The 13,578-nt window shown below is 63.6% G+C and carries 9 protein-coding genes; 4 read left to right on the forward strand and 5 right to left on the reverse strand.

Annotated elements, in window-relative coordinates:
- Positions 1 to 246 precede the first annotated feature (246 nt).
- Complete coding sequence (locus tag CLV65_RS02375) at positions 247 to 879, forward strand: hypothetical protein (RefSeq protein ID WP_144441908.1); 633 nt, start codon at positions 247 to 249, stop codon at positions 877 to 879.
- A gap of 11 nt (positions 880 to 890) precedes the next feature.
- On the opposite strand, the gene CLV65_RS02380 is transcribed toward CLV65_RS02375, so the two are convergent.
- Positions 891 to 2,402 (reverse strand): replication-associated recombination protein A, encoded by a 1,512-nt coding sequence (locus CLV65_RS02380; RefSeq protein ID WP_094691768.1) that lies wholly within the window; start codon positions 2,400 to 2,402, stop codon positions 891 to 893.
- A 364-nt stretch (positions 2,403 to 2,766) separates the two neighbouring features.
- Between CLV65_RS02380 and CLV65_RS02385 the strand changes: the two genes are divergently transcribed.
- The 3 genes from CLV65_RS02385 to CLV65_RS02395 all read left to right on the forward strand — a co-directional run bounded on the left by CLV65_RS02385 (position 2,767) and on the right by CLV65_RS02395 (position 4,901).
- Positions 2,767 to 3,798 (forward strand): DUF4417 domain-containing protein, encoded by a 1,032-nt coding sequence (locus CLV65_RS02385; RefSeq protein ID WP_157847196.1) that lies wholly within the window; start codon positions 2,767 to 2,769, stop codon positions 3,796 to 3,798.
- On the forward strand, positions 3,795 to 4,130 hold the full coding sequence (locus CLV65_RS02390; RefSeq protein ID WP_094691770.1) for a hypothetical protein: 336 nt from the start codon (positions 3,795 to 3,797) through the stop codon (positions 4,128 to 4,130). The genes CLV65_RS02385 and CLV65_RS02390 overlap by 4 nt, the downstream gene beginning before the upstream one ends.
- 102 nt (positions 4,131 to 4,232) lie before the next feature.
- A complete protein-coding gene (locus CLV65_RS02395; RefSeq protein ID WP_094691771.1) occupies positions 4,233 to 4,901 on the forward strand; it encodes a hypothetical protein in 669 nt (222 codons plus the stop codon).
- A gap of 78 nt (positions 4,902 to 4,979) precedes the next feature.
- On the opposite strand, the gene CLV65_RS02400 is transcribed toward CLV65_RS02395, so the two are convergent.
- The 4 genes from CLV65_RS02400 to hisS form a co-directional block, all read right to left on the reverse strand.
- A complete protein-coding gene (locus CLV65_RS02400) occupies positions 4,980 to 5,828 on the reverse strand; it encodes a class I SAM-dependent methyltransferase (RefSeq protein ID WP_157847197.1) in 849 nt (282 codons plus the stop codon).
- 28 nt (positions 5,829 to 5,856) lie between these two features.
- A complete protein-coding gene (locus tag CLV65_RS02405) occupies positions 5,857 to 8,541 on the reverse strand; it encodes a DEAD/DEAH box helicase (RefSeq protein ID WP_094691857.1) in 2,685 nt (894 codons plus the stop codon).
- 1,522 nt (positions 8,542 to 10,063) lie between these two features.
- Positions 10,064 to 11,869, reverse strand: coding sequence for an aspartate--tRNA ligase (gene aspS, locus CLV65_RS02410; RefSeq protein WP_094691773.1), 1,806 nt, complete (start codon positions 11,867 to 11,869; stop codon positions 10,064 to 10,066).
- Between the two features lie 240 nt (positions 11,870 to 12,109).
- Complete coding sequence (gene hisS, locus CLV65_RS02415) at positions 12,110 to 13,510, reverse strand: histidine--tRNA ligase (protein WP_094691774.1); 1,401 nt, start codon at positions 13,508 to 13,510, stop codon at positions 12,110 to 12,112.
- Between the last annotated feature and the right edge of the window lie 68 nt (positions 13,511 to 13,578).

A 13,578-nucleotide genomic window follows, 5' to 3' on the forward strand; every position in this document is an offset into this window, starting at 1 on the left:
GCGCGCTGAGAGCGTGGATGGACGCGTCATGGGAAGCAGTCTGTGTGGTCATGTGACCCATCGTAGCCCGCTTGCCTCCCTTCAGGGTTCTCCCATGCTGCGCACTGCGTTCTGTCACAGGTTTGGTGGTGTGCGCCGAGGATTTCGACAGGCTACTCAGTGCACGGGGCCGCATACTGGGCGCACCAATGAATTGGGCAAACCAACGAATGCATGCCTTCCGTGGCGTGCATGGAAAGGACCGCCATGTCATCCGCCATTCCTACGGATTCTGCCGCCACTGCGAATTCGACTACCCCTGCGAATCCAAACACCCCTGCAAACGCCGATGCCCCTGCAAACGCCGGCATCCTTGCGAATCCCGGTGCCGCCGACCCCAATGCCGACGCCAACCCCAATGCTGGCGCTGCCACTGCTGACAGCGCTGCCGCCAATACAGCGGCTGCGGGCGCTCCCCTGCGTCCCCTCGCACAGACTCGGTTCCCCGGGCAGGCACAGGCCGCCGCTCAAGCGCAGTTCCCAAGGCAGACACAGTTCCCAGGGCAGACAGCCACGCCACTGTCCGCACCTCTCAACCCGGCAGCACGGTTCGAAGCCCCCGCCGCATTCAGCCAAGTGGCGCCGGGCACGCGGAATCCACGTCGCGAGAAGCGCAGGTTCATCATCCTGCTCATCGTCATCGCCCTGCTGTGCGGCGTGGGCGGCGGCTTCGGCGGAGCAGCCATCATGGAATCGTTCTCACGTCCAGACCCCGGCTCTTCCAACAGCATGCAGACCGGCCGCGGCAGGTACGGCTCGGCGCAGATGCCGGACGAAGACCAATCATCCGGCTCCTCAACGTCGGATTCCACCGTCTCGGGCGACTCCATCACCGCGTAAGCGTCCGCCTGTCACGAACGGGACGCGGATCCCCGCGCCCCGCCATCGCCGTCCGCAGCATCCCCGGGATGCGGTTTGGCTTCCGGCGTGCCGGAACCGGAACCCGCGACGGGACCGGACGGGGAATCTCGGGAATCCTGTGACCCCTGGGACCCCTGAGACCCCTGGGAATGCAGGATGGCACGCACCACTTTCAGACGCCGCGACACCTCGCGCTCGTAACCGCGGTCGCTGGGATCGTAATACTGGGTGCCACGCAGCTCCTCGGGCATGTATTCCTGCGGCGCGATCGCCTGCGGCCAGTCATGCGCGTAACGGTAACCCTTGTAGTTGCCCCACTGCTTCATGAGCTTCGTGGGGGCGTTGCGCAGGTAGAGCGGCACGGACCCCACCTTGCCGGCGTCGATGTCGGCGAGCGCCTGGTTGATCGCGTTGTAGCTGGCGTTGGACTTGGGGGCGGTCGCCACGGCGATCGTCGCCTCGGCAAGGATGATGCGCGCTTCGGGCATGCCCACCATGTCGACCGCCTGGGCGGCGGCGACGGCGACCTGCAGGATCTGCGGCTCGGCCATGCCCACCTCCTCACTGGCGGCGATCATGATGCGCCGCGCGATGAAACGGGGGTCCTCCCCCGCCCGCAGCATCTGGGCAAGGTAATGGATGGCGGCGTCCGGGTCGCTTCCCCGCATGGATTTGATAAAGGCGGAGATGACATCGTAATGCTGGTCGCCGTCCTTGTCGTAGCGCACGGTCGCCACGTCCATGACGGACGAGACCACGTCGGTGGTGACGAAGGGGCGGCGGGCGCCTTTGCGCCGTGCCTTGTCGCCAGTGACGGCCCCCGCGGCGGCCTCGAGTATCGTGAGCGCCTTGCGAGCGTCACCGCCGGACAGGCGCACGATCTCATCCATCGCATCGTCCTTGACTCGCACTTCATCGGCGAGCCCCTGCGGGGCGTGCACGGCGCGGTCGAGCACGGTGCGGATGTCGTCAGGTTCCAGGGACTCGAGCTTGACGACGACGGAACGCGACAGGAGCGGTGAGATGACAGAGAAACTGGGGTTTTCCGTGGTCGCTGCGATGAAGGTGACGTCGCGGTTCTCGACGCTAGGCAGCAGCGCGTCCTGCTGGGATTTGGAGAAACGATGCACCTCGTCGATGAACAGCACCGTCTCCGTGCCTTCGGAGACGAGCCGGTCATGTGCGCGCTTGAGCACATCGCGCACATCCTTGACGCCGGAGGTCACGGCGGAAAGCTCCTCGAACGCACGCCCCGACTGACGCGCCACGATGTAAGCGAGCGTGGTCTTGCCCACCCCGGGAGGGCCGAACAGGATGATGGACGTGGGCGCGGTGTATGAGCCCGCATGCACGGGTTCGGCGACGCGCCGCAACGGGGACCCCGGCACAAGGGCGCGCTCCTGCCCGACCACATCGTCGAGCGTCTGAGGGCGCATGCGCACCGCCAGGGGACGGGTCATGGCATTGTCCGCCACATCGGAAACATCGAAAAGGTCCTGCATGGTTCCCACGATAGCAACACGCCGGAGAGCTGCACGATATTTAGTGATTCTTTTGACTCGGCGCAATTATCGAATTTTACGAATTTGAACTTTACGGCTGGGATATTTCTGTGTACCTGCGTGTATCGGGTTGTAGTTAGGTGTACGTTCATTAGTGCCTAGTATTACTTGCCTTTTTGAATTTGTGAAGCTTTCTTACCATCCGATTAGACCGTTCCGGAAATCGATTGGACAGTACGATTACATCACTATATTCTTGATAATTGCATCCGAATTTGCCACATCATCACCACCGATCCCGGGGAATGCACGAGCAGAGGAATGCATGCGAAAGGCAAACGTACAACCAATACAGAAAGGTCCCATGGCACAAATCAGCACCACCCGCAGAAAACTGACGGAACTGTCCCGGCTGCCCACGAACAACCGGTACGGCATCCCGTTCGTCAGGAAACAACTCATCAATCTGAACAACGTGGATCTCATCAGCTTCACCGATATCTGTCCGGAAACCAAAACGGAGACCCTCATCAACCGCGTCAAAGGCGTCCATTTCTTTATCGACGACGACCGGTTCCGCGCCGTGGTCAAGGACCCCGACAAATACGTCGATAAATTGCGCCCCTATCGCTTCGTGCTGACGCCCGACGTATCGCAATACGCCGACCTGCCGCTGTGCTGGCAGATCACGGCCGTGGAGCGGAACCGGATGTGCGGGGCCATGTGGCAGCAGAACGGACTCGTGGTCATTCCCACGGTCAGCTGGGGGTCAAGGGATTCATATTCCGTTTCCTTCCTGGGAATCGAGAAAGAATCCATCGTCGCCGTCGCCACCTACGGATGCCGGAAAAGGGAAAGGCATTCCTGGACGGGTACAAGGCGATGCTCGAGGCCATCGAGCCGTGCGCCGTCATCTGCTACGGCGCCCCGTTCGATGGTATGGAAGGCACGATATTCGAGGTCGACCCCATGCCCTCGAGAAAGGTGGATCGAAATGGGAGGTAGGGGAACCTACTCCACCGGGCAGGAGCCCGAACAGAAATACCATGCAGTAGGCGAGATCGATGGCGTCAAGATCCTGGAGCCCATCGACGGGAAACAATGGAAACTGCCGGAGGAGAACCATTCCAGTACCGAGTACATCTTCCTGTATCCGGACGGCACCTTCCACCAGTACCGCGAATACAATGAGGACCACACCGCCAGGTTCGACATCGACTACCACCCTGCGAAAAAGGAACTTGGAACCGGACGGCAGCCAATCCTGCACATCCACGAATACCACAATGAAAATGGCACGTGGAAACGAGGAGCAGCCCGATTCATGACCGAAGAGGAATACACCACGTACAAGCGATTTTTCGTCAACGTACCGGAAGGAGCATACCTGCCATGAAACGTGAGTCACACGCCGAATTCGTCGAAGACCTCCACAACGAGGGATTCGCCATCCAATACAAGGACCAGAAATGGTTCCTCGACTGCGGAATGGCATACCGAGAGGGCGACGACAAGGAGCATCCAGAACCCCATATCCAGACCAACGTCTGGGGCCTCACCGACAACGTCGCGGACAAGTATTTCACCTACGTCGGCGCGACCGACGAGGAGTGCTTCGAGAACTTCATCAACGGATTCCGCGAACTCGACGGCAAGACCATCTTTGAAGCCGAGCCCGAACTCGAAATCGTCCAACCCACCACCGAACTCGAAGACATCGACGACTGACCGGAAACCGCACCGCGCAAAGGCACCGCGACACGACTCGAACACGCGCCACGACGCAAACACACCCGGGGAACCACACGAACCACACCAAGGGAACGGACCATGGAGAAGAACATCATCGACATACAGATGCTGGGATACCGCATCCGCCAGGCACGCACCGAGGCCGGCTACGCAACGGCGGAGGATTTCGCCAATGCCATCACGAAGCGGACGGGGGTCCCCGTGTCGAAACAGACGATCTACAACATCGAAAGCGGCAAGCAGGAGCCCCGCCTGACCCTCTACCTCGCTATGCTCCGCCTGCTCCGCCCTGACGAGCAGCTCCCCATCGACGACATGCTGCGCAGCACGCTCCCGTCGCGCTGGCGCATACCCCTGAACGCCGCGCAGGCCATCGAGGACATGCAGAACGCCGCTGCCTCGGAGACGACGGACGAGGAGTCCAAAGCAGCGGACGATGCGCATGACGAGCACGACGGAACCGCGCACAGCAGGCTGACCATCGACAACGTCGCGAAAACCTACGATGCGATCAACGCCATGGCGATGAACACCCTGTACAACGCCAACGTACAGAACGCGCTCAACGAAATCACAAAGAACATAGGGAACTACCTCATGCAATCCGGCATGCAGAATACCCTGCAGAATTCCATGTCCCAGATCAGCGCCAGCATGTCGAAGCTGGCGCTCGGCAACATGGCGAAGGCGTTGGAGGGCGCCGACATCCCCGGCAACCGAACCGACGGGATGAAAGACAAGAAGTAGGACGGGCCTCTACCCCGCCATGCCTATTGGCACCACCTACTGGCGCCCACCGGCCTGCGGGCATCCATCGTCGCCCCATCACTTCCAGGCGCGGTTCAGCGACGCAATGCCCTTGGTGAGCGGTCGGCACTGCGGATGGCGCAGACCCACGACGCGCATCATATGCGCCACGCCGCGTCGCCCGGGCCACTGCTCGATCGTCTGCGTCAGGTAGCGGTAATCCGACGGATGCCCCGTCAGAAGGCCGCCGACAAGGGGCAGGACGATGGCGTCGTACAGGCGGTATGCGTTCGATAGAAGGGTACCCGAGGGCATGTCGAAGTCCAGGGTCACGATGGGGGCGCCGGGCCTGGCGACACGGCGCATCTGCTCCAGGGCAGCGACGGGGCTGGGCATGTTGCGCAGTCCGTAGCAGCAGGTCACGGCATCGAAACGGTTGTCTGCGAAACCCATGTCGCATGCGTCCGCGATGCAATAGGTGACGGCGCCGCATCTCCCGTCCGCGCGGGCGGCGACCACGTCGCGCCCCGTCTCGCGACGCCGTGCCTCGGCGACCATGCCTTCGGACACGTCGCAGCCGATGACGTCTGCCCCCAGCCGTGCGAGCGCGCGGCTGCTGGTGCCCGTGCCGCAGGCGACGTCGAGGATATGCAGACCCCGGAGCGGAAGTCGATCGAGCGCAGGGCAATCACCGGGGCGCCCTTCCGCGCGGTCCACGCTCGTCGCGTCCGCATCCGCCCGCTCCGCATCCGCGGGCCCCGCATCTACACACTCCACGACGGCGCGGGCGAAGGCGCGCGTCCATCGCCGGCTGCACCCCAGGGAGGCCACGTCGTTCACGAGATCATAGCGGCCGGCGATGCGGTCGAAACGATGCGCCTGGCGTGCGGGGTCGCGCGACCCTTCGTCGAAATACGCTCCGAACATCCGATCCTCCTTCTGCGCTGTTGTCTCGTTACTGTGCCGTTGTCTCGAAGGGCCCGAGCTGTTCGACGGATCCCACGCGGTAGTCGGCGAACACGACGTCGGCGCCTTCCTGCGTGGCGTCAAGGTCCACGTAGGCGTCGATCGCCCAGTCATGGTCGCCTTCCCAATCGGCGAGGATCTGCCGCACATGCCACACATGGCCGGAACGTTCGCGCGTGTCGTCGATCAGCACATACTTGGCGCTGCGCGCATCCATGTCGGTGTCAAGACCCTCGTGGGCGTCGTAGAACATGTCGAGCGCGTCCTCCCACGCATGCACGCCCATGCCCCAGTCCTTGTCGAGTTCGCCGAGCGTCTCGGGATCGTCGTTCGCGATGAGCTGCACGCGGCGGAACAAGGCGTTGCGCACGAGCACCGTCAGGCCTCGGCGGTCGGAAACCACCTGGTCCTTGGGCACAGGCGGCGCCTGCGTGCCGGCCGCAGGATCCTCCCCTGCACTGCGCGGCGTGCCGTTGACGGCGCTCTCCCATTCGTCCACGAGACTGGAGTCGATGGAGCGTACCATGACGCGCAGCCATGAGATGATGTCGCGCAGGTCGTCGTTGAGCTTGTCGTCGGGAATGGTGCGGGAGAGCGCACGATACGCGTCCGACAGGTAGCGCAGCAGCGTGCCCTCGCTGCGCGCGATTCCGTAGCGGGCGATGTACCCGGTGAAATCAGAGGCGGTCTCGATCATGTCGCGCACGACGGATTTGGGGCTTAGCTCATAGTCGTTGGCCCACGGCACGTCCTTCTTGTAGCGGTCGAAGGCTTCGTCGAGGAGTTCCTTGAGCGGCATGGGATACGTGACCTCCTCGAGGCGTTCCATGCGCTCCTCGTAGTCGAGGCCTTCCTCCTTCATGCGTCCCATGGCTTGGTCGCGGGCCTGGCGGCGCTGTGCCTTGAGCACCTGCTTGGGGTCCTCGAGGGTGGATTCCACCATGGATACCAGGTCGAGCGTGTATCCGGGCGACTCAGGGTCGAGCAGTTCGATGGCGGCGAGCAGGAACGGCGACAGCGGCTGGTCGAGGGCGAAATCCTCGGGCAGGTCCATCGTCGTCGTGTAATCCATGCTTCCGTCATCCAGCTCCCATTTCTCCACGACGCCGGAGTCCATGAGGGTCTGGAAGATCTCGGCGGCACGCTGGAAGAGGCGTTCCTTGCGCTCGTCGCTTTCATCGGATTCGTCGATGAGCGTGCGCACGCGATGCCACGCGTCGCCGCCCTGCGCCACTTCGGCGAGCACCATGGAGTGGGTGATGCGCATCTGCGGCACGAGGGTCTCGGGCTGTGCGTCGATGAGCTTGCGGAACGTGGCGTCGCTCCAGTTGACGAAGTTCTCCGGTGGCTTCTTGCGCTTGATTTTCTTGAGTTTCTTGGGATCGTTGCCTGCCTTGGCGAGCGCCCGACGGTTCTCGATCTCGTATTCGGGGGCTTCGGCGATGACGAGTCCCTCCGTGTCGAAGCCGGAGCGACCAGCGCGGCCGGCGATTTGGTGGAATTCGCGTGCCTTGAGGCGGCGCATGCGCGTGCCATCGTATTTGGTGAGCGCCGTGAGGATCACCGTGTGAATGGGCACGTTGATGCCCACGCCAAGCGTGTCGGTGCCGCAGATGACGGGAAGCAGGCCCTGTTGGGCGAGCTGTTCGACGAGACGACGGTAGCGTGGCAGCATGCCCGCGTGGTGCACTCCCACGCCGGTGGTGAGCAGGCGGTGCAGAATCTTGCCGAATGCGGTGGTGAACTTCGTGCCTTTCATGGCTTCCTTGATGGCGTCGCGCTGTTCGCGCGTGGTCACGCCGGCGGCGCTGAGGTTCTCGGCGGTCTCGAGGGCGGCGTCCTGCGAGAAGTGAACGACATAGATGGGCGCGTGTCCCTTCGACAGCTCGTCGGACACCGTGTCGACGAGCGGGGTGTCGACGTATTCGTAGCTCAAGGGCACGGGGCGGGGTGCATCGGCGATGACGTCGACGGCGCGTCCGGTGCGCCGTTCGAGAGACTGCGCCAGGTGCGACACATCGCCCAGCGTGGCGCTCATGAGCAGGAACTGCGTGTGCGGCAGCGCGATGAGCGGCACCTGCCATGCCCAGCCGCGCTCAGGGTCGCCGTAATAATGGAACTCATCCATGGCGACCATGCCGATGTCAGCGTGCTCGCCGTCGCGCAGCGCCTTGTTCGCCACAATCTCGGCCGTGCAGCAGATGATGGGCGCATGCGGGTTGATGCTCGAATCGCCGGTGACCATGCCGACGTTGCGCGCACCGAACACCTCCATGAGGTCGAAGAACTTCTCGTTGACCAGCGCCTTGATGGGGGCAGTGTAATACGACGTCTTGCCCTGGCACATGGCCTGGAAGTGCATGGCGAGCGCAATCAGGGACTTGCCCGAGCCGGTCGGTGTGTTGACGACCACGTGATCGCCGGCCAGCAGGTCAAGGGCGGCTTCCTGCTGGTGTTCCCACGGCTCGATGTGCTTGGTGTCGGCTACCCAGTCGAAGAATCGTTCGAAGATCTCCTCATCGCTCAGGCTCTCGCCCTCGTCGGGCAGGTAGTTCACGATGGTGCCGGTCGCCGCGTCCGGCGGCGTGACCCATCCGTCGCCGTCCTCGTCTTCGTACCGGCGCTTCGCCGCATTGTCGAAAGCCGCGAAACGGCCGTCGTCGATCTGGTCCATGTCAGTCATGACTCCCAGTGTACGGCCGCACCCTTCCCACTGGCGACCCACGGCACCGCGCTTTCTTCAGCACCATCCCCCACCCAAGGTGCACCACTGTCCACCCTCGGCACGACTTACCACCACCCAGCCAGCCCCGGAGGACGCCGACCCGCATCGAGGGTGCACGCCAGCACACCCCCGACGGCAAATAGCGCCGCCAGCACCGTCCCAACGGCACCCAGCTCTGCCCAAGGTGTACACCAATACACCCTCGGGAGCAAATACCCCCGCATAGCGCCGCACAACACAAGCCAACCTCCACTCAAGGCTCACAGCCATGTACCCTCAATATGATTTACCGCCACCCGACCAGTTCCAAAGGCACCTAATCCATGCCCAAGGTGCACAACAATGCACCCCCGACAGCAAATGCCCCACACAACACCAGTCAGGCACAGGCCATCACATGCCGAGGGTGCACAACTGTGCCCACTCGACACAACTTGCCTTCACCCACAACACCAAAACGGCACCCAACCTGCATCGAGGGTGCACGCCACCGCACCCTCGACAACGAATATCACCGCCAACATCGCCTCAACACGGACCATTCCGTGCCAAGGGCACACAACCGTGCACCCTCGGCACGACTTACCACCACCCAGCCAGCCCCAAAGGATGCCGACCCGCATCGAGGGTGCACGCCAGCACACCCGCGGGAGTAAATAGCACCGCCAACACCACCCCCAACACACGCCAACCCCATCGAAGGCGCACAACTGTGTAGCCTCGACATGATTTACCGCCACCCGACCAGTTCCAAAGGCACCTAATCCATGCCCAAGGTGCACACCAATGTTCCCCCGACAGCAGATATCACTGCTGTCGCCGCTCCAACACAGGCCAATCCCCATCGGGGGGCACACAAATGTGCACCCTCGGCGGGGCTCACATCCACCAACACCACCCCAACAGCACCCGACCCACATCGAAGGCACACTCCAGCGCACCCTCGACGCCGGCTGTCCTGCCGCCGGGGCAAGACGATCATCTCCCGCCCCTGCGCACCACCGCACAGCACCGGTCCCACCGCACATCTGCGCCACACAGGTCTGCCCACGCCCTGCGCTGCACAGGTGGGGCACGCTGCACCGATCAACCGCACAGGCGGGGCGCACTGAAACCAGGCAACCTCGCATCCTGGCATGCAAAAGGGCGCTTCACTGTGCGATGTACACAGTGAAGCGCCCTGACAATCTGGGTGCGGTGAGAACCATCACTCGGCACGGAGAGTTGGACAAAGAGTTTAGTCAAAGTCCCGATACAGCCGAGCCCCAGTCGAGGCAAAGGCCAGCCAAAGCCAAGACCAGAGCCAGCCGAGCCCCAGGCCAGCCAAGACCACGGCCCCAGTCAGACCCCAGCCAAAGCCAAGGCCAGAGCCCTTAGCCGGCCAAAGCTCAGCCAGCCCAGCCAAAGCTCAGCCAGCCCAGCCGAAACCTAGCCCAGCCAGAGCCAGACCCCGGCCCCGGCCCTACTGCTCCTAGTCCTCGTCCTCTTCATCCGGATCGTAATCGACGCCGGTCTCGGCACGCTGCTCGTCCGAGATCGGAGCCGGGGCCCCGGTCAGCGGATCGCGGCCGCCGCCGGCCTTCGGGAAGGCGATGACGTCGCGGATGGTGTCGGTGCCGGCGAGCAGCGACACGGTGCGGTCCCAGCCGAGCGCGATGCCCGCGTGCGGCGGCGCGCCATACTTGAAGGCCTCGAGCAGGAAGCCGAACTTCTCATCGGCCTCTTCCTTGGAGATGCCCAACACCTTGAGCACACGGTCCTGGATGTCGTCGCGGTGGATACGCACCGAGCCGCCACCCATCTCCTCGCCGTTGCACACGATGTCGTAGGAGTCGCTCATCGCATGCTCCGGATCCTGGTCGAACGTGTCGATCCAGTCCTTGCTCGGCATCGTGAAGGGGTGGTGCATGGAGGTCCACTTGGAGTGGCCCACTGCCACGTCATCGTCATCGGGGTCGTCGGTGGGCTTGAACAGCGGGAAGTCCACGACCCACGTGAAGGCGAACTTCTTGGGGTCGAGCAAGCCTTCACGGCGTGCGATCTCAACGCGGGCGGCACCCAGCAGCAGCTGGGAGGATTCCTTGGCGCCGGCGGCGAAGAACACCGCGTCGCCATCCTCGGCGTGCACGGCCTCCTTGAGGCCTTCGCGCTCCGCGTCAGACAGGTTCTTGGCGACGGGGCCCTTGAGCACGCCGTCGGAGGTGAACTGCACGTAGGCCAGGCCCTTGGCGCCACGCTGGCGAGCCCACTCCTGCCATGCGTCGAACTGGCGGCGCGGCAGGTCCGCGGCGCCCTTGTAGAGCACTGCGCCCACGTATGGGGCCTGGAACACGCGGAACGGCGTGTCCTTGAAGTATTCGGTGAGGTCCACGAGCTGGTTGCCGAAACGCAGGTCGGGCTTGTCGGAACCGTACTTGTCCATCGCGTCCTTCCAGCTGATGCGCTGGATCGGGAGCTTCACGTCGTAGCCGCGCACCTTCCAGATGGCCGCGATGACCTTCTCGGCCATCGCCATCACGTCCTCCTGGTCGACGAAGCTCATCTCCATGTCGAGCTGCGTGAACTCAGGCTGGCGGTCGGCGCGGAAGTCCTCGTCGCGGTAGCAGCGGGCGAGCTGGTAGTAGCGTTCGACGCCGGAGACCATGAGGAGCTGCTTGAGCAGCTGCGGGGACTGCGGCAGCGCGTACCAAGAGCCCGGCACGAGGCGCGCGGGCACGAGGAAGTCGCGGGCGCCTTCCGGAGTGGACTTGATGAACGTAGGCGTCTCCACCTCGGTGAAGTCCATCTCTTCAAGGGCGTGGCGGGCGGCGCGCGTCATGTCGCTGCGCAGCTTGAGGTTGGCCTGCATCTGCGGGCGGCGCAGGTCGAGGTAGCGGTACTTCAGGCGGGTCTCCTCGCCGGGAAGCTGCTGCTCGGTCTCGTTCGCGAGCGCGGTGGAGACCTGGAACGGCAGCGCCGCGGACTTGGCGAGCACGTCGATCTTGCTGGCCACGATCTCGACCTTGCCGGTGGCCAGGTGCGAGTTCTCGTTGCCTTCGGGGCGCAGGCGCACGTCGCCGGTCACCTGCACCACGTATTCGCTGCGCAGCGGGCGGGCGACCTCCTCGTCGTACACGACTACCTGCACGAGGCCGGATGCGTCGCGCACGTCCAGGAATGCCACGCCGCCGTGGTCACGGCGACGGTCCACCCAGCCGCTGATGGTGACGGTCTGACCGACGACGTCCTCGGTCACCTCGTTTACATGATGTGTTCTGTAAGCCGTCTGATGGCTCATCGTTCCTCTATTCCATCCTTTGCCGCCAGCGATCGGTCGAGCCGCGCCGGCGTTTGTGCCGGATTGTGATGTTTGCCGGAATGCCCCGTATTGTCCGCATTCCACGCGCTCCGCCCGAGGCGGGGCCCGAAAACAACCGCGCACCACCCTACCCCATGCCGTTGAATTGACCGGCGCAAGGGCGAGGTGCGCGGTCCATGTCATGCGCCGCGCCGGGCAGACGCGCCCGTATCAGCCTTATCAGTCGCCAAGCTTCACGTCTTGCAGCGCGTAGCCGTCGGCAGGCGTCCATGTGGCGCGGTCTGCCTGGGTCTGCTCGCCGGTGACGATGTTCTTCACTTCGTCGGGCGCGCCTTCCTGGCCGTCGGCGCCTTCGGGGAACCACACGTAGGGAATCCCCAGCTTGTCGGCGTATTTGATCTGCTTGCCAAGCTTGGCGGCGGTGGGGGCGACGTCGGCGGCGATGCCACGGGAGCGCAATGCTGCGGCGATGCGGTTGGATTCACCGCGGCGTTCCTCATCCCACACCGCCACGAGCACGGCGGCGGGAGACACGCGCGTCGCCGTGGCGTGCGCGGTATGGAGCATGTACGAGACGAGACGGGACAGTCCGATGGACAGGCCAACGCCCGGGTACGTGCGGTTGCCGTGGGAGGCGAGGTTGTCGTAACGGCCGCCCGAGCAGATGGATCCCAGTGCGGACGCGCTATCAAGGAACGTCTCGTACACGGAACCCGTGTAATAGTCGAGTCCACGGGCGATCTTGAGGTCGGCGATGACGGCGCCGGGGAGGATCACGGCGGCTTCGTCCACGATCATCGCAAGCGTCGCCACGCCCTGGGACGCGAGCGCGTAGGCGTCGGAGTCCTTGGGGATGCGGTGTTCGTCGCACAGTGCGTCGAACTTGCTGCGCAGCTCGTCGCCGTTGGCCGCCGTCATGTCGGCCAGTTCGAGGCATGCCGCCGCTTGTCCGGCGTCTGCGCCGCATTCAGAGACGAGCAGCTTGGCGACCTCATCGGGGCCGATCTTGTCAAGCTTGTCGATTTCGCGCAGCACGCCCTCGATGTCGGTCAGTCCCAGGCCACGGTAGAAGCCTTCGGACAGCTTGCGGTTGTTGGCGTGCACGGTCGCCTTGGGCAGGCCGAAGGCACGCAGCTGCTCGAGGGCGGTCACCATGACCAGAGGCAGCTCCACCTCGTAATGCTCGGGAAGCGTGCCGTTGCCCACCACATCGATGTCGGCTTGCACGAATTCACGGAAGCGGCCCTCCTGGGGGCGTTCGCCGCGCCATACCTTCTGGATCTGCCAGCGCTTGAACGGGAAGGCGAGGTCGCCGGAATGCTCCACGACGTAACGACTGAGCGGCACCGTCAGATCGAAGTGCAACCCCAGGCGCTCGGGAAGGGGCGTGTCGTTCTCCTGCCCCGCGGTCACCTCCTGCAGACGCGACAGCAGGTAAATCTCCTTGCTGGTCTCGCCTTTCTTGAGCAGACTGGCACCGGTCTCCACCGCGCGCGTCTCGATACCGATGAATCCATTGAGTTCGAAAATCCTGCGGAGCGTGTCGATGACCCGCTGCTCGACGACTCGTTCGGCGGGCAGCCACTCCGGGAATCCTGATATTGATGCACCTTTAGCCACGAATCCATATAATAAGTTATGTTGTGGAAAAACCGTGGCCCCGCCCACCCTTCAGACACCAAGCTTGA

The sequence above is a fragment of the Pseudoscardovia suis genome, from assembly GCF_002797875.1.
Taxonomy (GTDB): Bacteria; Actinomycetota; Actinomycetes; order Actinomycetales; family Bifidobacteriaceae; genus Pseudoscardovia; species Pseudoscardovia suis.